Here is a 21,322-nt window from a genome sequence, read left to right as displayed (position 1 = left end):
GAAGCTTCGCTAGTGGCCGTGTCCCCCGCCCTACCCTAGAGACACTGTGCCTCGGCGAGGGAGCGCGATGAGCAAGGCGAAGGACGCCCGTATCTACGTCCGAATTGCAGAGGACATCCGCAATCGCATCCTCCAAGGTGACCTGCCGGCCGGTGCCATGCTGCCCTCCGAATCCACCCTCGCCAGCACGTACGGCGTGGCGAGAGGAACCGTACGTCAGGCGGTCGCCGAGCTGGAACGCTCGGGGCTGGTGGCCAGCGAGGCCGGCCGTGGCCGGCGCGTGAAGAGCGAGGACCCCAAAGCCCCGCGGGCGGCAACGACACAGTACGAATCGATCGCCGAGACGCTTCGAGCGCGCATCGAGAACGGCGAGCTGGTGCCTGGCCAGCAATTGCCCGGAGAGGCCGCAACAGCGGAGGAGTTCGGGGTGTCGAAGGGCACGGCCCGCCAGGCGCTGCAACTCCTGGCCGGCGAACGGCTCATCACAGCCGTCCACGGCAAGGGCTGGTTCGTCGGCGGCCCCGAGCACGCGCAAACCCGAGCCGACGCGGTCGCCGCCGAGTTCCGGCAGGACATCTCCACAGGCAGGCTCGCTGTGGGGTCCGTCCTGCCCGGAGAGAACGCACTCGCCCAGGAACGCGGCGTCGGCCGCATCACCATCAGGCGCGCCTTCGCGCTGCTGGAAGCGGAAGGAGTCATCGAGAAAAGGCCCGGCATGGGCCGCGTCGTCAAATCACGAGCCGAAGGTGACACGTGACCGTATCCCAGACGCCCTCGATCCCCTTCACCACCACCGAAGCACTGGCGACCTTGCACGAGACCTGCGAGAGCACAGGACTGGCCAGCCAGGACGCCCACCTGATCCGCCTCGGCGAGAACGCTCTGTTCGCACTCCCCGCCGAGCAGGTGGTCGTCAGGATCGCGCGCAGCATCGAGGTACTGGACGACGTACACAAGGAAGTAGCCGTCTCGGCCTGGCTGAACGACTCCGGGATACCGGCGGCAAGCACGACGGCGCACGACCAACCGCTCATCGTCAGAGGCCACCCGGTAACGCTCTGGCACCTCATCCCCGACAGCGGCTCGCCCGCAACCCTCGACGACCTGGCCGACGTCCTGCGCGAGCTCCACGGCCTGGCCGTCCCCGCCGACCTGGAGCTGCCGGCGATGGACATCCTCAGCCGCGTCTCCGAACGCATCAACGCGGCGTCCGTCCTCACCGACGAGGATCGAGACTTCCTGCTGACACGGCGACGCGAGCTGCAATGCGCGTACGACGAGCTGGCCTTCCCCCTCACGCCGTGCGCAGTTCATGGGGACGCGCACAACGAGAATCTCATCAGAACCGTCGACGGAAGGGTCCTGCTCATCGACTTCGAGCGCTTCGCGTTCGGCTCACCGGAGACGGATCTCGCGGTCACCGCCATCGAGCACACGGTCGGCTGGGGAACGCGCACCGAATATGACCAGTTCGCGGAGCGGTACGGATTCGATGTTCTGGCCTGGGAAGGCTACCCGGTGCTCAGAGACATCAATGAGCTGAAAATGACGACGTGGCTCATGCAGAACGTCAACGAAGACGCGGCCATAGCCCGGGAGTTCCGCAATCGTATGAACTCGCTACGGAATCCCGACGCACCTCGCCGCTGGCGTGCTTTCTAAAGTCGATGTCCTGGGCCGGGAGATGACCGCCCCGCAGGCGCGCAGTACGGGTGCCACTTACTCGAAAATCAAGGTCGATGTCCGGGGCTCACGTGCCGCATCCGACATGTTGTGATGGCTGTCAGTCGCAGGGACGGAATGCCCCTCTGCAACAGCCTCAGCTCATATCGCTCAAGATCACCGATAGGGTGCGCCAGAAGCAGAAGGAGCCTCTGACGTGTCACCCTCAGCCCCGTTAGCCTGGCTGGCGGCCCTCGCCGCTGCGGCCTACCCCACCTGGGACACCTGGAAGACCAGCTTCGACTGGTCCTCCCTGTTCACGGCCGCCGACGTGCCCGAGCAGTACCTCGCGCAGTTGCACTACGAAGGCTTCACCGAGGGCGTAGTGAGCTGCGTACGTCCGTACGACTCGATCGACCACTCACCGTTCCTACCGCTGCGCGACGACCTCGCCACCCTCACCGAACTCGCGACGACCTGGGCCGTGCCCCTGCTGGCCGTGCTGGTCGCCCTGATACGGCGGCATTCGGCGACGGCGGGGCCGCGTGCTGCCTGGGTGCTGGCGCTGATCGCGCTCGCCCGGCCGCTCTCGGCCGACTACCAGGGGGACAGCATCTGCTCGGGCTCATTGCCCATGTTCACCCCGGACTGGTTCGAGGCTCTGTCCGGCGGCTGGGGACTCTGGGAGTTGTGCCTGCTGGCGGCTGCCCTGCTGGTGCTGCTCGCATCGAACTCCCCCGCGCTGCCGATCTCTGGGCGGCGCGCGTTGACGACCGTCATGGACGCCCTGGTGGTGTACGGGCTGGTGGGCCTCGCCCCTCTCCTCACCGGGGACGAATCCCTGCGTGCCGGCCTGCTGTACCAACTCCAGTTCGACGGCCTCCGCGATGCCCCTGTTCGGCTGCTGGTGCTCGTGCTGCCGCTCGGTTACCTCCTGTGGAGATACGGCCGGCCACCTCGCCACGGGTACGACAGCTAATGCGGTGACCATGAACGTGCACCGGGTGGACAACGCACCGGTTTGACCGCGCTCACGTTGATCCACGCGGTTGCCGATCTCGTTGTTGTATGGTCTGACGTCGGCAAATATCGTGGGGAGGGCAAGGCCGTGGAGCGCGAAACACTGGTCGGTTACCTCGACTCGCAGCGCAAGCACGTCCTGGGCATCCTGGACGGCCTTGGCGAGGAGCAACTACGCCAGGTGGTGCTGCCGTCCGGTTGGTCACCCCGCGACCTGGTGCACCATTTGACCTGGTCCGAGGCGCTTTGGTTTCGCGGCGCGATGACCGCCGATCGCCAGGTCATCGACACGCTCGTGGTCGGCGAGTTCGGTTGGAAGGTCCCCGAGGAGTTCTCCGGTGCGGACGTGCTCGCGCGGTATCGACGGACGATCGAGCAGTCGAACATGGTCATCGGGGCGACGGCGATCGATGCCGCGCCGGCCTGGTGGCCGACGAAGATGTTCGGTTCGGGGTCATGGCGGCTGGGGTCTTTGCGCGAAGTGCTGATGCACGTGATCGTCGACACTGCGACGCACGCCGGACAGCTCGACGCGGTCCGGGAGCTGATCGACGGACGGCAGTGGCTGGTCAACGACGACTGACCGGCCGCAGGTCACTGAACCCGGTGAACGTTAGCGGTCACCGCACTAATCGCTCTCCGACGAATACTTCCGGGCGACGACGGCGTTGAACTCCGCCACCAGACCATCGTCCGCATACGCCTCCAGGTCTGCCTGCAGGTCCCTGATGTACCGGAGATAGCGCTCCGACTTGAGCGGCCCGGCGAGGTCGATGGCCTCCAGCGCGATGGCCGCGGCCTGCGACGGGTCGCCCATGTGCACGTAGCTCGCCGCCTGGACCAGCCGGTCGAAGGCCAGGGTCCGTACGTACATCGGATCGCAGAGCCCGACCGCCTGGCCGACGAACTCCATCGCCCGGAACGGCTTGCGAAGGTCGCGGTAACAATGCGCGCCCTCGCTGGCCAGTTCGGCGGCGTCGAAGTACCCGACCCACGAGGGGTCATCGTCCACGTTGCGCTTGGCGAACCATTTCTCCGCCTCAAGCAGGGCTCGCGCACAGGCGGCCTCATCGCCGTTCCCGGCATGCGCGCGGGCCTCCATGGCGAAGAACAAGGCCATAGGCGTCGCGGTGGACGCGTTACGGCAGCCCTCCTGCGCCGCACGCGCGAGTTGAATGGCCTGGTCGTATCGGCCCAGATAATTGGCCTGATGGCTCATGTCGGCCAGGATCAGACCACCCAGCATGCGATCTCCGGACACCTGGGCAAGGCGCAGTCCTTGCAGGAAATAGCGTTGTGCGAGCCCGTGCCGGCCGAGGTCGTACGCCGTCCATGCGACCAACTCCGTGATTTCGGCCGCCGCCGCGTACAACGCCCGCCCTACCGACTCCTCGAATTTCCCGTCGAGCATGGGAACGACTTCTCGGTGGTAATACTGGACGAGCGCGGAACGTGCATGTCCGCCCCCGAATTGAAAACCCATGCTCGCGAACAGCTCTGTGGTGGCGCGAATGGTCTGCACGTCCCACGGGCCGACGGACGGCCGCGCGTGCTCCCGTACCAGCACCGGCTCCGGCCGCGACAGCAGCCACGCGATGAGGGACTCGTTCCAGGCATCCGGGACGACCACCGACTGAAGCGCCACCGGATCGTCTGCGAGGTCGCGCCGCGTCAGGCCCAGCAGCCGACTCCCCACGTCGGAGATGCCGCCGCCATGAGCCAGCGTGCGCTCCAGCGTCTCCGGAGTCACGACGCTGGCGAACCCGATGTCGTCCAGCGTGAAGGTGACCCCGGCCTTCCTGGTGAGTGCTTCCGCGATGAAGCGCGCGGTGGCAGGCCGCGGCTTCACCCCATCGAGCCAGCGTTTTACGTCCACATGCGTACAGCTCAGGGTTACGCCTTCTTCTTGCGCAATCTGTCGCACTCGTGAAGCAAGTCCCGAATTAGAACAATCGGCACGCCGCATCGCATCAGCAAGCCCCACATTGGGCATTCGAGACATCTTCACCTCCACATGTGCACGCCTCGGCAATCATGGCGCGAACACGGCCTTAAACGCCCGCTTTCCCGAGAAATACCGGCCCGCGTTTCTCCTGCTCAGGGCTTGAATCACCCCCAAAAAGCACCCCCTGTGCATTCAGTCCCGATCATGAGCACAGTGTTGGGGCGGCGCCCGGCGAGGAAGGCTTGAGGTCAGCAAGAGCGGGCGAGCCAAGCATCGCGGGACTCCAACACAACCAGTCCCTCACACTTGACTCTCCGTAGCTGTACATGTTCTATGTCTCTTAGGACCTGGTCGACAGGTCCTCGAACCGAGAGGTCTCGTCATGCTCATCCGTCCGCGCAAAGTGCTCCCGACCGTCCTGACGATCTGCGCTGCGCTCTACGCCCTGAAGGACCCGGAGGGCGCGGCGACCATCGTCAAGGCCGCCGCCCACCTGGTCATGAGCGCTTCGGAGTCCTTCGCTCGGTTCGTCCACACCGTCAACAAGTGATCACAGGAAGAGACGCCGTGACTCACAACCCGAACCGCCCCATCCACCCGGCCCGCATGTCGCTCGCCCAGATCGAAGCCACCTGGCAGACCGACGGCGGGACACCGCTCCCCGAGTGCACGTACGACCCAGAACTGCACACCGGCCCACGGCTCACCATCGAGAGCACCGAGGAGCGCGCCGCCCGCGAGGCCGTCGCCCGCGAGGTCTGTGCCACCTGCCCCGCCCTGTCGCTGTGCGAGCAGTACGCGAGGCGCACCCGCCCGACCTCGGGCATCTGGGCCGGCCTGCCGGCCGCCGCCCTGACCACCTACACCACCGACCTGGCAGACATGGAGGTGGCCTGAATGGCCAGCCGCATCCGCACCCGCTTCTGGGACCCGTCCGGCGCCCGGTACGGCATTCCCACCTACCCACGGCACCTGGTCCCGCCGCACCTGCTCACACTCCACCAGCTCGCCGCCCAGGGACTGCGCCCTGGCCCTCAAGGCGCACAGGCCCAGGCCCTGTGGCGCGGCCGGCGTCCCGGCCCGCCTCGCGTTCGGGCCATTTCCCTGTACGACGTGCGGTTCGCCCTGCCGAAGCGCACCCCGAGCCCGCGCCGACGTACCGACATCTTCAAGACCAGCCGGACCTGCCCGGAATGCCTAATCGACGTCGGCTACGTGCTGCCGCGCCACCTCGGCGTGTGCCTCGACTGCGCCGAGGAGGCAGCCGTATGAGCCGCCGCACCCTCGACACCTCCGGGCGGCCCGGCGTCACCGTCCACGGCGAGAAGCTCCCGAGCCTCTACCAACCGGAAGCCGGACGTGACGGACGGCTGGAGACCGACCGCAAGCGCGGCATGAGCCGCAGCGGACGCCCCACCCGCGAACGCCGCCCACGAACCACCGAAAGAAGGGACACGCGATGACCGCCAACGAGGCCACGTCCCGCCCGTTGACCGAGGGCGAACGTACCGCCATCTCCACCACCGCAGCCGTCACCGGCGCCCTCGGACTCCTGGGCTTCGTCAACAGCTTCGAGCGCGTCGCCACGGCGGCCGAGCCCTCGTTCGGGTGGTTCGCATGGACCGTTCCACTCGGCATCGACCTGGGGATCGCGGCGTTCTCGGCGCTCGACATCGTCCTTGCCCGCCTCGGCATGCGCCTGGGCTGGCTCCGCTTCATCCCATGGGCCCTGACCGCCGCGACGGTCTACCTCAACGTGGCCGCCTACCTCACCACACCAGGACCGACGGACTGGTTCGCCGTCGTCGCGCACGCCCTGCTGCCGCTCCTGTGGGTCATCGCCATCGAGGTCGGCGCCCACGTCGTCCGCAAGCACGCCGAGCTGGCCAGGCCGGACCACATGGACGGCATCCGCCGCTCACGCTGGCTGCTCGCCCCGCTGGCGACGGTCTCCCTCTGGCGCCGCATGGTGCTCTGGGAGATCCGCAGCTACCCGGAAGCCCTGGGCAGGGAGCGCGAGCGCATCCTGGCTCGCACGGAGCTTCAGGACCAGTACGGCCCGCTGTGGCGGTGGAAAGCAACCCGTCGCGAGCGAGCCTTGTACCGCCTCGGCGAACTCACGCCCAAGCACACGCAACTGCCGGCCGTGGCACTCCCGGAGCTGGAGGCCCCCAGCACCGCGCTACCGCCAGCCGTTCCAAGGCGACATGGTCGTGGACCCAAGCGGCCCCAGAACACAACACCACCGAACGTAGGAGACCTCTTGCCACTGGGACGGCACATCGCCGCTGACCTGATCTCGCAGGGCGAGCCCCTCACCCGTGACCGCCTCCGCGACGCCATCCGCAACCGCGGGCAGAGCATCTCGACCGACCGCGCGGGGGCTCTCCTGGCCCAGCTCAAAGCGGAAGGCCCCGCACCCGAAGGTGAGGCCGCCTGATGAGCCTGACCATCACGGGCACCCGGATCAGCTCCGACCGGTGCCTGAACGTCGCCGAACTCGGCGCGGGCGGATGGACTGTCACCGGCTACCCCGGACGCCTCTTCGACCGCGACGAAGCCACCACCGCCATGCTCCTGGCCGAACTGCTCGCGCTGACCCTGCCGACCGCACTCGACATCGCCCAAGCGGTCGGACCGCAGTCGCCGACCGCTGACCACAGACCCACCGACCGCCCGGACGAATCGCGGTCCGACCGCACATCGTCCCTGACCGTCACGTGGGGCGCGGCCTCATCCGCCAAGACAACGACCGCGCCCCAGGACCCCACCACCCATCAGGCAGCAGAGGTGCCTTCATCATGACTCACCGACCGGACGACCCCAACCACCACCCGAACGAGGACGACAGGCCAGACCGGTCCGACGAACCGACCCCGGACCGCCAGGACGGCAAGGGGGCGGACATCGTCGACCTCGACGCCGCCCGGTCCGGACGCCAATCCGACCGCACGCAACCGGACCCGAAGAAGCCCGCGCGGAACGACGCGGACGGACCGGTCCTTGATGGCGAGATCGTCCGAGTGGACCAGCCCGGTCCGAGCCGGACGGACTGGCGGGCGAGCCTGGAACGGAAGGCGACCACCCGACAGCCGATCATCCCGCTGTGGCTACGCTCCCGCTCCGAGGCCGTCGAGACCATCCGCTGGACGAGCCTCCACTACCTGCACGTCGCCTGCTATCAGACCCTCCGCGCCCCGCTCTACGCCGGACGACTAACCGCCCGCGCCCCGCGCGGCCTCGTCCGCCTGGTGAACGGCATGGCGCGGTGGACGTTCGACCTGGAGGGCGAGCCCGCACGCGTGGCGGCCGTCCGCAAATCCGACTACGAGGGGTACCTGAAGCTGAGCAGGCAACGAGACTCACGTGTGCGGCTGCGCGTCTGGATCACCGGGACGATCCTGATCGCGCTGCTGGTCCTGGCCATCGTCGCGGCCAACGAGCCGTCCGCCGCCCGCTGGGGAGCGCTCGCCGTGGCCATGGCCGTGCTGGGCCTCCTCGGCAAGCCCGCCGACCGGCCGCTCATCAACCGAGCCGTCATGGCATCCGAGGTGGAGAAGCTGACCAGTGACATCGTGGTCCGCGCGCTGAGCGTGCTCGGGATCGCCGGCATCACGCAGGCCCTGTCCAAGAACCCCAAGGACGCCATCCGGTTCGTCGCCCCGATCACCCGCGACGGCCCCGGCTGGCGCGCCGACATCGACCTGCCGTACGGCGTGACCGTGGCCGACGTGCTGGACAGGCGGAAGCAACTGTCCGGCGCGCTGCGCCGCCCGCTCGGCTGCATCTGGCCGGAGGGCGACCCGTCCGTCCACGAGGGACGGCTGATCCTGTGGGTGGGCGACAAGGACCTGTCCAAGACCATCGTGCGCTCCCCGCTCAAGCGGGCCGGCTCGCACGACGTGTTCAAGGGCGTCCCGTTCGGCAACGACCCGCGCGGCCGCCTGGTCACCGTGCCGCTCATCCAGCACAACGTGCTGATCGGCTCCCAGCCCGGCCAGGGCAAGACCTCGTCCATCCGCGAGCTGGCCGCCGGAATCGTGCTCGATCCCACGGTCGAGGCGTGGTTCCACGAGCTCAAGGGCACCGGCGACCTGGACCCGTACGACAAGGTCTGCCACCGCTATGTCTCTGGCATCGAGGACGAGGCCATCGCCTATGCCGCCGACTCCCTGACCCTGCTGCGCAAGGAGGTCATGCGCCGCTCGGCCGCACTCAAGGCCCTACCCGCGGACCTGTGCCCGGACAAGCGCGTCACCCGGCAGATCGCCGACAAGCGCTCGCTGGGCCTGCATCCGCTGGTCTGCATCATCGACGAGTGCCAGAACCTGTTCGCCCACCCCGAGTACGGCGACAAGGCAGGCGATGACGCCGAGTTCATCATCAAGCTCGGCCGCGCCCTGGGCGTCGTCCTGATCCTGGCCACCCAGCGCCCGGACCGCGACAGCCTCCCCACCGGCATCTCCGCGAACGTCTCCATCCGCTTCTGCCTGCGGGTGGCCGGCCAGCTCGAAAACGACATGATCCTCGGCACCTCGGCGTACAAGAACGGCATCCGCGCCACAGTGTTCGTCCCGGAGAAGGACGCCGGCACCGGCTACCTGGTCGGCGCGACGCCGATGCCGAAGGTCGTCAAGGCCGCCTACCTCAACACCCCGGAAACCCAGCTCATCGCCGACCGCGCGTATGCACTGCGCAAGACGGCAGGAACGCTCACCGGCTACGCCCTCGGCGAGACCGCCGAGCAGGCCGCGCCGAGCTTCGACCTGCTGGCCGACATCCTCGCCGTGGTCCCACCGTCCGAGACCAAGGTCTGGAACGAGGTCATCGTGGATGGCCTGGCCGAACTCCGACCCGACATCTACGGCGCATGGGCGGCGCTGGAAGGCGGGGCGAAGACCGCCCAGCTCACCACGGCGCTCAAGCCGTACGGCGTCCGCACCATGCAGGTGTGGGCCACCCCGGAGGGCGGCGGCAGGGGCGCCAACCGCATCGGCATCGCCCGCGACGACATCGCCACCGCAATCACCCAACGTGACAAGGGCAAGGCGTCGTAGCTCACCCGATCGCCTCTAGACCTAGAGGCGCGCCCCTCTAGGTCTAGAGGCTCCCCTAGAGCCCGAAACCCTGTTCTACCAGGGCTCTAGGGCCTAGAGCCCGACCTGCGGAAACCCTGGAAACGGCCCTGGAGGCCCTCATGGCCAGCGTCATCGCCCTTCTAGCAGTCTGCCTACCGTTCGTCACTCTCAGCTACATCATCGTCTGCCTCGCGTCACCCTGGGGCCGCTGCACCCGATGCCGCCCCGGCGGCAAGAACCGCATCTGCCGCGCCTGCAGCGGCACCGGCAAGCGACCCCGCCTCGGCTGGCAGCTCTACTTCTACGCCCGCCGCCTCCACCGCGACGGCAACCGCTGATGTCGCCCTCTGAGGAGATCCACATGCACGACCTCACCCGCTACGCTCTGGCCGCCTCCGCTCGCGGCTGGCACGTCTTCCCACTCACCCCGTACGGCAAGCGCCCACTGCCCGGCTTCACCGCCTGGGAGCAGCACGCCACCACCGACACCGCCCTCATCCGCCACATGTGGGCCCGCGCCCCGTTCAACATCGGCATCGCCTGCGGCCCGTCCGGCCTGGTGGTGCTCGACCTGGACGTACCAAAGCCCAACGAGCAGCCGCCACCCGGCTGGTCGCGGCCCGGCATCAACGACGGCGCGGACGTCCTGGCCTCGCTCTGCGAGCAAGCCAGCCAACCGCTGCCACTGGAGACCTTCACGGTTCGCACCCGACGCGGCGGCACCCACCTCTACTTCACCACCCCGGCCAACACCGACCTCCGGAACACCGCCGGCAGGCTCGGCTGGAAGATCGACACCCGCGCTCACGGCGGCTACGTCGTCGGCCCCGGCAGCCACGTCACCCAGCGGGACGGCAGCGGCTCCTACGACGTCCTGCACGACCCGACTCCGGCCACGCTTCCAGCTTGGCTGACCGAGCGTCTCAGTTCTCCCGCGCCGCCCACGTCCAGCACGTCTGCGGGGGCAGTGCTGGCCGCCTGCGGCGGGGACCGGGCAGCCGGGTACGCCCTGGCGGCGCTGCGTGGCGAGGTCGAACGAGTGCTGGACGCCGTACCCGGCACACGCAACGACACCCTCAACCTCGCCGCCTTCGCCCTGGGCCAGCTCACCGCGGCCAGCCTGCTCCCACGCAACCTCGCCGAAGCATGCCTGCACAACGCAGCCGAGGCCATCGGGCTCGACTTCCGCGAGGCGTTCAACACCATCCGCTCCGGGCTCGACAGCGGCCTACGCCGACCAAGGAGGGCAGCCGCTTGACCACCAACGGACGCCCCACCGCCGAAACCATCCTGAGCAACCTCGGCGCCGCAAAGCAGCTCACCGACCTCCACAACGCACCCGCACCATGGGACGCACCGGCACCCCTCGGCCAGCGCGGCGAACTCCCGCCCTTCCCAGTCCACGCCCTTCCCGGCTGGGTCGCCGACCACGTCGGCGCCGTAGCAGAGGAGACACAGACACCACTCGACCTGGCAGGCTGCGTCGCCCTGGCCGCACTGTCCACCGCGGCCGGCGGACGGGCAGTGGTCAACGTCCGCGGCTCGTGGGTCGAGCCGGTGAACCTGTTCGTTCTGGTCGCCATGCCACCCGGGTCACGCAAGTCCGCCGTGTTCCGCGCCATGACCAACCCGCTCATCCACGCCGAACGTGCCCTGCTCAGCCGCATCGGTCCGCAGATCACCGAGGCCGGAGTCGCCCGCCGCCTGGCCGAGGACCTCGCCGAGAAGGCCGCTCGCGCGGCCAGCTCGGCACGCGGCGAGTCCGCTGCCGAGGCAATCGCCGAGGCCCAGAGCGCAGCCCTGGCCGTAGAAGAGATCAAGGTCCCGGTCAAACCACGACTCATGGCCGACGACGTCACACCCGAATCCGCTTCTACCATCCTCGTGGAGCAAGGGGGCCGCCTCGCCGTCCTGTCCGCCGAGGGCGGCATCTTCGCCACCCTCGCAGGCCGCTACTCCGGCACGCCCAACCTGGACCTGTTCCTCAAAGGCCACGCCGGAGACCCGCTCATCATCGACCGTCGAGGGCGCAGCGAACGCGTCGACCAAGCCGTCCTGACCATGGGCCTGGCCGTCCAGCCCGAGATCGTCTCCGACATCGCCACCATGCCCGGCTTCCGCGGCAAGGGCCTGCTCGGCCGCATCCTCTACAGCCTCCCGAAAAGCAACGTCGGCTACCGCAACGTCGACGCACCCACCGTCCCGGAACACATCGCCGCCCGCTACGACGCCAACCTGCAACGCCTCACCATCGACATGCACGACTGGCACGACCCCGCCCAGCTCGTCCTGTCACCCGAAGCCGCCGAGATCTTCACTGAGCACCGCCGAAGCACCGAACGCCGCCTGCGCCCGGACTCCGGCGACCTCGGCCACATCACCGACTGGGCCGGCAAGTTCGACGGCGCCGTCATGCGCATCGCCGGCCTCATCCACCTGGCCGGCCGCGTCGAAGACGGCTGGCGCCACCCAATCACCCCCGACACCGTCAACGCCGCCATCACCATCGGCCAGTACTTCATCACCCACGCCTTGGCCACCTTCGACGCCATGGGCGCCGACCCCGACCTCGAAGCCGCCCGCGTCGTACACGCCTGGCTGCAGCGCACCAACCCGCAGCGCTTCACCGTCCGCGAAGCCTTCACCGCACTGCCACGTAACCGCTTCCGCAAGGTCGCCGAGCTGGAAACACCACTCGACCTTCTGGAACAGCTCGGCTGGATCCGCCGCGAACCCGAACCGCCTCGCACCGGTCCCGGCCGCCGCCCCTCACCGGCCTACGCCGTTCACCCGACCCTGCACCAGCACACCGCCTGACAAGGAATCGCCCTTGAAGACAAGCACCCGCACCGACGAAAAGCTCACCGTCGCCGAGGTCTGCGCCGAACTCAAGATCGCCCGCTCCACCTTCTACGACTGGCGCGCCAAGAAACAGGGCCCCCGCTGCATCACCCTCGCCAACCGCGAACTGCGCATCCGCCGTTCCGAACTCGACCGCTGGCTCACCGAACGAGAGGACGCCGCCTGATGGCGAAGACCACCTACAGCGTCCGCTTCTGGGCGATCAAGACGTACAAGGGCACCAGGGTCACCACTCACACCGTCCGCTGGATCGTGGACGGTCGCGAGTGGAAGGAGCCCTTCCGCACCCTGGCCCACGCCGAGAGCTTCCGCGCCCAACTCATGACCGCCGCCCGGCAAGGCGAGGCCTTCAGCGTCGCCACAGGACGCCCCATCTCCTGGCAGCGCGAGGAGACCGCCCTCACGTGGTTCACCTTCACGCTCTCCTACGTCGAAGCGAAGTGGCGCTACGCCGCGCCCAACCACCGCCGAGGCATCGCCGAAGCCCTAACCGACGCCACCGAAGCCCTACTGACCAAGAACAACGGCGGACCAGACACCAACACGCAACGTGCTGCCCTTCGCTGGGCATACAGCGATCGTGTACGGACCGCGGCAGAACCGCCGGCCGAAATCGCGACAGTACTCCGGTGGCTGGAAGCGAACACAGTGTCCATGACGGCGTTCGAGGAGCCCGGCAAGGGCGCCCTCCTCACACGCGACGTCCTCGACCGGCTCAGCCGAACCAAGGACGGCAGGACCGCCGCCGCCAACACCGCGAACCGTAAGCGCATGAGCCTGAACAACGCCATGGAGTATGCCGTGGAAATCGGCGCCCTATCCTCCAATCCTCTCAAGGCGGTGAAGTGGACAAAGCCGCGCACGCTCACCGGCGTGGACCCACGTGTCGTGATCAACGTTGAACAAGCACGACGTTTCCTTGCCGCCGTCGAGCGCCAGGGCGCGCGGGGCCAGCGCATGAAGGCGTTCTTCGGCTGCATGTACTTCGCCGCCCTTCGACCGGAAGAAGTAGTCGACCTACGCGAGGAGCACCTCGTCAGCCTCCCAGAGAACGGCTGGGGTGAGATGATCCTCACCCACGCCGAGCCCCGCGCCGGCAGTCGCTGGACAGACAGCGGCAAGGTCCGTGAACGCCGCGCACTTAAGCATCGTGCGGACGGCGAGACTCGCGCTGTACCCATTCACCCAGAACTCCGCACGATGCTCCGGGGGCACATCGAGGAGTTCGGTGTCGGTCCTGACAGCCGTATCTTCATCGGCCCGCGCGGCGGCCTTATGACAGATCGCGCCTACCTGAAGGTCTTCCACGAGGCCCGAGCAGACGCGTTCACCCCAGCAGAGACCAGTTCCCCCCTGATGGTCGTCCCCTACGACCTACGCCATGCATGCGTATCCACTTGGCTCAACGCAGGCGTCCCCGCACCTCAAGTTGCTGAATGGGCAGGCCACAGCGTTAACGTTCTACTACGCGTCTACGCCAAGTGCGTGCATGGGCAGCAGGGGGAGGCAATGCGTCGTATCTGGTACGCCACCAGGGCCTTGCCGTATGAGTGAAAGCTCTACGACTATAACTGTCCAGGAACTACCACCACGTCGCTTCCGCTGATCAAGCCCAGCGCGCTTCTGCATCTACCATTTCCGCCACGCCATAAGCGCCGGACATAAGTAGCATGTCGAGGACGTCCAACACCTCAGCTTTGGTACGCACATCCGAGGCTTGCACATAGGCACGCATAAGAAGTTCCCCAACCCTCCTTCCGTCCACAGTCGTGCGCGATCTCATATCACCTGCACTAGTTCCGTAGACTTCAATGTATCGCCGAGCGCATTCTAGAATCAAACGGTCAACACGATCCGATGCATCGCCTAGGGTAAGCAGAAGATATGGGACGGCTTCTTCGAATGCACGAGAAGCTACCAATTTGAAAAGTTCCCGTTCGAAGGGGCGCAGTGCTTTACTCCGCAGCGCGCCTGCGACTTCAGCCGCGGCCTTTCGGACTTCCTCGTCCCTATCATCAACGAACCCGATGATGACAGCTCCCGCAGTAGCTGCATCGGCTGTGAACGGCAGCCTTCTAGCACAAACTCTGGCGACTCCTACCCGCACTGATACGTCATCACTGGTCTGCGCAACCGCCAGCAGTTCACTGGCGCCAAGCTCCAACCCCGCATAGGCCGCCATCTGACCACCTACGCGCCTGACCCTGGATTGAGACGAGGACAACATCCTCCGAATCACCGGCTCAACTTCCTCGAAATCGCTGTTTCCGATATGAAGAATGAGGGTCTCGACGTGCCTTGTCGCAAGGATTTGGTCATCTGTGTTGATGAGCACGCGGAAAGCCTCAATTGCTTGCGGCCGCGCATGACGGAGACAAGCACCAACGAGGTGGGCCACACAGGCTCGTACAGGCAGCGAGGGATCGGCGGCTAGCCGCTCAAGTACAGGGATGACCTGCTCGGTACGCTGCCCGTCAGCATCATAAATCAGTAGATCACCAAGCACCTCAGCATTTTGTCCCCGGCTCGTATTGATCCCCTCCTCCAGCAAGTTATCCCGATTACGATCGTCCTCTGCCAACTCCTGGGGCACGAACTCCTGCCCTGAATCACCCGTCCACAGTGCGCGATCGATGAGAGTGTGGATCAGGTCTACCGGGAATTGCCCCTTGACATATTTACGCAGCGCCCAGCCCAACCAGCGATCATGAGCAGCATGGCCCAGCGCAGCGATGTGGCGGACGGCCTGAAAAATTAGAGCGCTGTCCACAGGAGCCTCAGCCTCGGCAAGTCCCAACAAGATCGCCTCCGCATAGGCGGGGTGCGCATCATGTCCGACACGAAGAACTAGGCGACAGAAGCGGCCAGGATCGTTCTTCACCTCCGCCTGCAAAACATGAGAGAGCTCTCGCGCCCCGCCTCTCAATATGCTCCACTCCACGTAATCCGTGTTGTGCTTTGCCATTGCACGGAGCCATTGCTCATCACTCATCCGCGCGGCTGCCTCCCGCGGGATGGGAGGTCCCAGAAATCCTCCGACTGGCATGATGGGGTCGCTAGGCTGATCCTCATTAAACAAACGACGCAGCTCACCCAAACGGCGAAGGCCAGCGCTAGACAACTTAGTCTCGTCCATAGCAGAAAGAAGAACGAACGATGCGCGCCCAGGTGGACGACCTTCCCAGCCGGGCCGATATTCCAAGATGGCCTGCTCAAGCCTTATGAAGGACTCATCCGTCAGGTGAGGGCTGATTGCTTGTACTAGACGACGGACATCCCATGAGTACCTGACAGCATCGAAACCGCCTTCTCGATCGAGCAGCACTCCGGCCGCATACTCCGCTTGCGCCGGGCCGGCCGCGATCAGGGCCTCGTACAGCAACCACTGGGCAGCCTCGTGCGGATCGTGGCTGAGTTCATCTAGCAGCGGCATCATGTCGTGCGGTTGCTGCGCTACAAATTTCTGCAGCGCTGTGAGCGCACCCACCGCGAGTGCTTCCGATAGATCGCGATATGGCGGCTCATAGCCGCGGTGCATGAAGTGCCGATCAATGCGATAACCATCCTCACGGTCGTATGCCGTCACCGCCATTACCTGCAGCATATATGGCACTATCACTTTGACGAAGTTGACCGCCGCAGCCGATGCAGCGGACGTAATCAAATCTATGGCACCATGTTCAGCGATCTTCAGCGCTTCGACACGGCCTCGCTCATCAAGCGCCAGAGCTGCAGGACGATCGATCAAATAAGCCGCAAGTAGCTCTACCGCCCACTCAGGTCGATGACTGCCGAGATCGTACACCGACATGAAAAGCTCATTTTCTCGACCGTCATAGTCGCCGCGGAGAATGGCATCGACCACCAGCTCAAACAAAGTGCGAGACTTGTGGACCTGCACAAAGCGTGCAATCCACCTCAGCCAGACCGGGTATCTTGATGAGCTACTTGCATGGGGTCCGATTACTTCTGCCAGACGATCAGGCCAATCCGTGGCACCCCCGAGCATGGCCCGTAGCGCCCGTTCCTGAAGCTGTTCATCTTCGTCATACAACCAGGAGTTGAACGCGCCTTCGATATATAGACGATCAAACCAAGAAGGAGACTGCAGCGACAACCACAGTTCGTCAGTGAAGGGCAGGTCATCGCGTCGCAACAGCCGCTCTACCATTTGCCATTCAGCGACTGTCGGTGCATCCATCGAGCGGATAAGTGCAAGTGCCACATGTTTGATGTGGTACCGGATTCTTGGCTCCACAAGGAGGCTCTCCACCTCCTGCACGAATCGCTCCGGACTTTCATCGCGGATGTAGGACAGGATCTGGCGTACTTGCGCTCGACGGAAAAGCTCTTGCTCGCTTGAAAGCAGGAAAGTTACAAGCGACTGCCCACGTCGAGTCCATCGGCGCGCGAAGGCATAGTCGAAGAATTCCTCGTGAAAGAACGCGTACTGTTGGCCGTCTCGAACAATGACATGCTCGGAGGCCAGAACGTCGGCATCGTCTAGTAGGTCAGTGTTATCCAGTATAGACACGGGGGACGCAAGCCGCTGCCTAGCACTCATGTCATCTGCTAGCAGTGCTATGACTTCCGCAAACCGCACCGTCCCCCCACGCCGAACTCGGCAGTCGCGCCGCTTGTGATCCCAGTACGCGTTGAACAAGTCCCTTGTGCTTGTGAAAGAAAAAACGTCGGCCCTGTCCGCGATGGCTTTAAGAAGTTTGAGGTGGAGCGGCAGACGTAGAAGAGATTTCTGCTGCCGAGTCAAACGACTCGAATCAACTCCTAGTGCCTCGACTGCGGAGACCACCTGTTCGTCCGACAGCTCCGTAATGAGAACCTCGCTCGCGCGCCGATCTTTCACCAGGGTCCGGATGCGATCATCATTGTCAAGGTCGAACTTTCGGCAGGCGAGAATCACTCGCATGCCCGAGAACGCTGCGGCCTCGCGGACTAGGTCAGCTACTGCTTCGAAAGTCTGTGGCATGCGCCCTGATGCTTTACTTACCGCATCAAGCTGATCTATCACCAGAAGGCTCGGCCGATTGCGTGCTACCCGAGCTAGCACTGTGGTCGGCGAAGACTGCAGTCCGAAACGATTCCCAAGTTCTGCCGTCGACGAAAACGGCTCATGCCGGTCGAGGCGCAGGGCAAGAGCAGGCCAACCATATGACTCAACCCGCTCGACAACCTCATATAGGACGGCGCTCTTACCTGCGCCGCCAGCACCGACAGCAAACACACAAGCAGTTTCGTCGCTAACAAGATGCTCGGTAATTTCGACGGACTCAGCCCTAGGAATAGCTGGACGTAGCAACTCGCGCGCTATGTTCACTTTCCAGCTATCGTGCACCTCACTAACGGTCGCATGCAGCGACGCAGGCGCGCCTGGCGGAATCAACTCAAGCTGATAATTTGCAAGCCGACCAGCAATAGCTTGTTTATCGAGCGTACTCGACAGATTCTCATACACAAGATCGGCTAGGGCTGCCGCTGCAGCAGCACCTGATGCCCCGGCCAGGAAGACACCGGCAAACGCAGCATTTCGGTTGCGAATGTCACGCTCACTAGAACAGTGGGCCCATATCCCTCGCAACGTCTCCCACGCTGCTTGAGGCGATCCGTAGATGGTCGAACTTAGGTAATTAAATCTCTGCTGAGCGCTACTTGTAAGACTATCTACGAACGTCACAATGTCCGATGAATGACGGGCCTGCTCAGCCAGATCGTGTAGCTCTTGCGCCGGGATAGTGGACACGAAGTGATATTGACGTCCCGCAGCAACATGACTTTCGGCTGCTTTGAGAACTCCTTCAGCGTTGAGGTCTCCGAGCCTCCAATTATTGGCGCTTCCACGTTGTCGTTTGACCTGATGAACCTCGTCCACAGTGCTGCGGCGAAGCGTGAATTCGGCACCCGTACCTATCTCGCCAAGCTCTTCAACTGTCACTGACTCGGCGGTGCCAGCCAACACTTCAAGAATGTGCATGACGATCCATGCACCCTCGTAGTGATTGCCCAGCTTGTCAGCTTCACCACCCGATCGAGGGCTCACAATTCTGCCTCCCTGAATCGCCAGCCGACCGTGCCACAGGAGATGGCAACGCTGCTGATGCCCTCTGATCGAGGCCAAGCATGCGACAAGGCTTCCGACTGCACAGTCCGGAGTTTCGACCCAGACTAGCCGCACCTGTAGCAGTGCGAGGCCCTACGTGTTTCACGAGCACCAAGAGCCAGACCAAACCGGCTGCCGCGCTGGCAGCGTTGATCGTTTGTGGGCAGAGGCGAGCAGGACAGTATGCACACCCACAGCACCACGTGAAGCCAGCGCATCCGTCCAGGGGCCCCAACGAGCACCACCATGCTGGACGCCGACACGTGAGGCGAGGCAGGACGGATGTATGAGCTGGGCGCTGTCCCGGAACTTGGCCGCGTATTGGCCGTGAGAGGCCGTAGGGCGCCGGTGATCGCCGTGGAGGGCCGGACACAACGCGAGAGGCCCGTCACCGCGTTTCCGCTGGTGACGGGCCTCTTCCCGCTGATGTGGCAGGTGCAAGGTTCGAACTTGCGTAGGCTGAGCCGACGGTTTTACAGACCGCTCCCTTTGGCCACTCGGGCAACCTGCCGTGCCATCCGCTCTCGCGGCGACAGACAGAAGAATAGCGGACTTCCGAGGTGTACGTGACACCAGTTTGTCCCCAGCCGGATCGTGGTCACCGGCTGCGCCGGAACAGCAGGCGTCCCATCCCGCGTGCGTGCTGGTCGAAGCCTGCCGCGTCGTTGGTTCTGGGGAAGGGTTCGTCCGGGACGGGTACGCCGAGGAAGTCGCATAGCGGCTGCCAGCCCTGGGCTACTTCGAACACCAGCAGGCGGTCTTGGGGGATGGTGGCTTTGACCTCCTCCACGTGTTCGTTGAAGATCTTCAGCGCGAGTTCGGTGTCGGGGATGCCGCCGCCGAAGACGCGTTCGCTCACGACCAGCCGGGTCATCCGGATGAATGCCGCGAAGTCCGTGTCGAGGAGGCGGGAGAGCGTGGCCATCGTCCGGCCCGACCAGGTGCGGGCGCGGGCCGACTGTTTGAAGATGGTGGCGTTCATGCTGGCCAGCCAGCGTTCCGGGTCGCGGACGGTGAGGATGACCTTGGCGTCGGTGTAGTGCTGGGCGAGTTCGCGCCAGTACGCGGCGGCCGGCCAGTCGACGCAGGAGTCGTACCCAGCCATGAGGGTTTCCCAGGTGACCGGACGGCCTTCGGCGAGGTCCAGCCAGCGTCGGATGTGGACGGGATTCTGGAGCACCTCCGTCATGTGGTGACATGGGCCGAAGCCCAGACGTTCCAGCGCGGTCTTGGTGGACAAGGTTCCGGTGCGGCCGAAGCCGGCTCCGATGACTCGCATGATCCCTACCAATGCGATCGGAAACTGCGAAATGTGGGCCCACAGGCATGATCCGTCGCCGAGGGCCCGGCATCAAGCCGCCGCACGCCCACGTGGACTGCACGGCGCGCCGATGCTGGCTAGGCTCGTTCGCTGGGTCCGCGCATTCGACGTACGGCGGAGCGGTTTCGCCTACGGCGGAGAGGCGGGATCCCGAATAACGCTTTCACAGCCGAGAGGATGGGTGTTTTGGCCGATTCATCTTTCGACATCGTCAGCAAGATCGACCGCCAGGAGGTCGACAACGCGCTGAACCAGACGGTCAAGGAGATCGGACACCGCTTCGACTTCAAGGGCACCGGGGCGAGCATCAGCTGGTCCGGTCAGGACAACATCGAGATCAAGGCGAACAGCGAGGAGCGCGCGAATGCCGCACTCGACGTGTTCAAGGAGAAGGTGGTCAAGCGCGGGCTCTCGCTGAAGATCCTCGACGCGGGCGAGCCCAGGCTGTCGGGCAAGGAATACCGCATGCTGGTCACCCTCAAGGAGGGCATCGACCAGGAGAACGCCAAGAAGATCTCCAAGCTGATCCGCGACGAGGGCCCCAAGGGCATCAAGGCGCAGATCCAGGGCGAGGAGCTGCGGGTCAGCTCGAAGAAGAAGGACGATCTGCAGGACGTCATTTCTCTGCTCAAGGGCAAGGATCTGGACATCGCTCTGCAATTCGTGAACTACCGCTAACAGGTCGGCATCCGGGGCACATGGCGGCGTACGCGCCTTCTTGTGCCTCGGGCCTGAGTTCGCGTTGGAACGGGCGAATCCGGCATCGTAGGCTCGACCACCGTGACGAAGATCCCCCTGCGCCGCTTCACGGCACGCGTCCTGCCCCTCGACGCGAAAGACCGGGTGCTGCTGCTGCACGGCTTTGATCCGCAACTGCCGGACGAGCCGTTCTGGTTCACCATCGGGGGCGCTGCGGAGGCCGGGGAGGAGCTTCGGCAGGCCGCCGCGCGCGAGCTGTACGAGGAGGTCGGGATCCGGCGGGAGGTGGAGGAGTTCACCGGGCCGTACGGGACGAGCACGATCGAGTTCTGCTGGTCCGATTATGTGATCACGCAGGACCAGACCTTCTTCGCGATCCGGGTGCACGACGCCGCCGTCTCGTTCGAGCACATGGAGCAGATCGAGAAGGAGACGACGACCGGGCACCGGTGGTGGAGCGCGGAGGAACTTGAGAGCACCGAGGAGACCTTCTTCCCGGAGGACCTGCCGTCCATCCTGAGGAGGATCTCTGTGGCCGGAGAGCCCGGATAGTCCCGGCGTCGCCGGAAGGCCCTGATCGCGGCAGCAGGACCGCCCAAGAGCAGGATGACGGGTGAGCC

General features: G+C 65.2%; 21 protein-coding genes and 1 tRNA gene. 18 read left to right on the top strand and 4 right to left on the bottom strand.

Annotated features, from left to right (window positions below):
• Positions 1-67: 67 nt before the first annotated feature.
• The 4 genes from ACIBST_RS18850 to ACIBST_RS18835 all read left to right on the top strand — a co-directional run bounded on the left by ACIBST_RS18850 (position 68) and on the right by ACIBST_RS18835 (position 3,265).
• A complete protein-coding gene (locus ACIBST_RS18850) occupies positions 68-757 on the top strand; it encodes a GntR family transcriptional regulator (RefSeq protein WP_397173084.1) in 690 nt (229 codons plus the stop codon).
• Positions 754-1,662 (top strand): phosphotransferase, encoded by a 909-nt coding sequence (locus ACIBST_RS18845; protein ID WP_397173082.1) that lies wholly within the window; start codon positions 754-756, stop codon positions 1,660-1,662. The genes ACIBST_RS18850 and ACIBST_RS18845 overlap by 4 nt, the downstream gene beginning before the upstream one ends.
• A 217-nt stretch (positions 1,663-1,879) precedes the next feature.
• Positions 1,880-2,641 carry a hypothetical protein gene (locus ACIBST_RS18840; protein WP_397173080.1) on the top strand — a complete coding sequence of 254 codons (762 nt, stop codon included), beginning with the start codon at positions 1,880-1,882 and terminating at the stop codon, positions 2,639-2,641.
• Positions 2,642-2,683: 42 nt separating this feature from the next.
• Positions 2,684-3,265 carry a DinB family protein gene (locus tag ACIBST_RS18835; RefSeq protein WP_397173078.1) on the top strand — a complete coding sequence of 194 codons (582 nt, stop codon included), beginning with the start codon at positions 2,684-2,686 and terminating at the stop codon, positions 3,263-3,265.
• A gap of 45 nt (positions 3,266-3,310) precedes the next feature.
• Here the strand turns inward: ACIBST_RS18835 and ACIBST_RS18830 are convergent, their stop codons facing one another.
• Positions 3,311-4,606, bottom strand: a complete 1,296-nt coding sequence (locus ACIBST_RS18830; RefSeq protein ID WP_397173077.1) for a hypothetical protein — start codon at positions 4,604-4,606, stop codon at positions 3,311-3,313.
• 403 nt (positions 4,607-5,009) lie between these two features.
• Here ACIBST_RS18830 and ACIBST_RS18825 point away from each other — a divergent pair, with 403 nt between their 5' ends.
• From ACIBST_RS18825 to ACIBST_RS18770, 12 genes are all read left to right on the top strand, one after another.
• Positions 5,010-5,177: a hypothetical protein gene (locus ACIBST_RS18825; RefSeq protein ID WP_357966596.1), complete on the top strand. Its 168-nt coding sequence runs from the start codon at positions 5,010-5,012 to the stop codon at positions 5,175-5,177.
• A gap of 17 nt (positions 5,178-5,194) precedes the next feature.
• Positions 5,195-5,524 (top strand): WhiB family transcriptional regulator, encoded by a 330-nt coding sequence (locus ACIBST_RS18820; RefSeq protein ID WP_397173075.1) that lies wholly within the window; start codon positions 5,195-5,197, stop codon positions 5,522-5,524.
• Positions 5,525-5,899 (top strand): RRQRL motif-containing zinc-binding protein, encoded by a 375-nt coding sequence (locus tag ACIBST_RS18815; RefSeq protein ID WP_397173073.1) that lies wholly within the window; start codon positions 5,525-5,527, stop codon positions 5,897-5,899.
• Positions 5,896-6,090, top strand: coding sequence for a hypothetical protein (locus ACIBST_RS18810; RefSeq protein ID WP_397173072.1), 195 nt, complete (start codon positions 5,896-5,898; stop codon positions 6,088-6,090). The genes ACIBST_RS18815 and ACIBST_RS18810 overlap by 4 nt, the downstream gene beginning before the upstream one ends.
• A complete protein-coding gene (locus tag ACIBST_RS18805) occupies positions 6,087-7,067 on the top strand; it encodes a DUF2637 domain-containing protein (protein WP_397173070.1) in 981 nt (326 codons plus the stop codon). Before ACIBST_RS18810 ends, ACIBST_RS18805 begins: the two co-directional genes overlap by 4 nt.
• Positions 7,067-7,432 carry a hypothetical protein gene (locus tag ACIBST_RS18800; RefSeq protein WP_397173068.1) on the top strand — a complete coding sequence of 122 codons (366 nt, stop codon included), beginning with the start codon at positions 7,067-7,069 and terminating at the stop codon, positions 7,430-7,432. Before ACIBST_RS18805 ends, ACIBST_RS18800 begins: the two co-directional genes overlap by 1 nt.
• Positions 7,429-9,684 carry a cell division protein FtsK gene (locus tag ACIBST_RS18795; RefSeq protein WP_397173067.1) on the top strand — a complete coding sequence of 752 codons (2,256 nt, stop codon included), beginning with the start codon at positions 7,429-7,431 and terminating at the stop codon, positions 9,682-9,684. The genes ACIBST_RS18800 and ACIBST_RS18795 overlap by 4 nt, the downstream gene beginning before the upstream one ends.
• A 140-nt stretch (positions 9,685-9,824) precedes the next feature.
• Positions 9,825-10,043, top strand: a complete 219-nt coding sequence (locus tag ACIBST_RS18790) for a hypothetical protein (RefSeq protein ID WP_397173065.1) — start codon at positions 9,825-9,827, stop codon at positions 10,041-10,043.
• Between the two features lie 23 nt (positions 10,044-10,066).
• Positions 10,067-10,963, top strand: coding sequence for a bifunctional DNA primase/polymerase (locus tag ACIBST_RS18785; RefSeq protein WP_397173064.1), 897 nt, complete (start codon positions 10,067-10,069; stop codon positions 10,961-10,963).
• The gene (locus tag ACIBST_RS18780; RefSeq protein ID WP_397173062.1) at positions 10,960-12,522 is read left to right on the top strand and encodes a YfjI family protein; all 1,563 of its coding nucleotides are present in this window, start codon (positions 10,960-10,962) and stop codon (positions 12,520-12,522) included. Before ACIBST_RS18785 ends, ACIBST_RS18780 begins: the two co-directional genes overlap by 4 nt.
• Before the next feature lie 13 nt (positions 12,523-12,535).
• Complete coding sequence (locus ACIBST_RS18775; protein ID WP_397173060.1) at positions 12,536-12,733, top strand: helix-turn-helix transcriptional regulator; 198 nt, start codon at positions 12,536-12,538, stop codon at positions 12,731-12,733.
• The gene (locus ACIBST_RS18770) at positions 12,733-14,121 is read left to right on the top strand and encodes a tyrosine-type recombinase/integrase (protein WP_397173059.1); all 1,389 of its coding nucleotides are present in this window, start codon (positions 12,733-12,735) and stop codon (positions 14,119-14,121) included. The genes ACIBST_RS18775 and ACIBST_RS18770 overlap by 1 nt, the downstream gene beginning before the upstream one ends.
• Before the next feature lie 52 nt (positions 14,122-14,173).
• Here ACIBST_RS18770 and ACIBST_RS18765 read toward each other — a convergent pair whose 3' ends face one another.
• From ACIBST_RS18765 to ACIBST_RS18755, 3 genes are all read right to left on the bottom strand, one after another.
• Entirely contained in the window at positions 14,174-18,556 is a 4,383-nt protein-coding gene (locus ACIBST_RS18765) for a hypothetical protein (protein ID WP_397173058.1), read from the bottom strand.
• A gap of 555 nt (positions 18,557-19,111) precedes the next feature.
• Positions 19,112-19,193: transfer RNA gene (locus tag ACIBST_RS18760), tRNA-Tyr, on the bottom strand.
• 87 nt (positions 19,194-19,280) lie between these two features.
• Positions 19,281-19,961: a sulfotransferase family protein gene (locus ACIBST_RS18755; RefSeq protein ID WP_397173537.1), complete on the bottom strand. Its 681-nt coding sequence runs from the start codon at positions 19,959-19,961 to the stop codon at positions 19,281-19,283.
• 228 nt (positions 19,962-20,189) lie between these two features.
• On the opposite strand from ACIBST_RS18755, the gene ACIBST_RS18750 reads away from it, so the two are divergent.
• Together ACIBST_RS18750 and ACIBST_RS18745 are read left to right on the top strand one after the other, a co-directional pair.
• The gene (locus ACIBST_RS18750; RefSeq protein WP_397173056.1) at positions 20,190-20,681 is read left to right on the top strand and encodes a YajQ family cyclic di-GMP-binding protein; all 492 of its coding nucleotides are present in this window, start codon (positions 20,190-20,192) and stop codon (positions 20,679-20,681) included.
• A 102-nt stretch (positions 20,682-20,783) separates the two neighbouring features.
• Positions 20,784-21,254 carry an NUDIX hydrolase gene (locus ACIBST_RS18745; RefSeq protein WP_397173054.1) on the top strand — a complete coding sequence of 157 codons (471 nt, stop codon included), beginning with the start codon at positions 20,784-20,786 and terminating at the stop codon, positions 21,252-21,254.
• The last annotated feature ends 68 nt before the right edge of the window (positions 21,255-21,322 follow it).

The organism is Nonomuraea sp. NPDC049684, assembly GCF_044465345.1.
GTDB lineage: Bacteria > Actinomycetota > Actinomycetes > Streptosporangiales > Streptosporangiaceae > Nonomuraea.
Note: the sequence above shows the minus strand (reverse complement) of the source record. Positions and strands in the feature narration are given on the sequence as shown.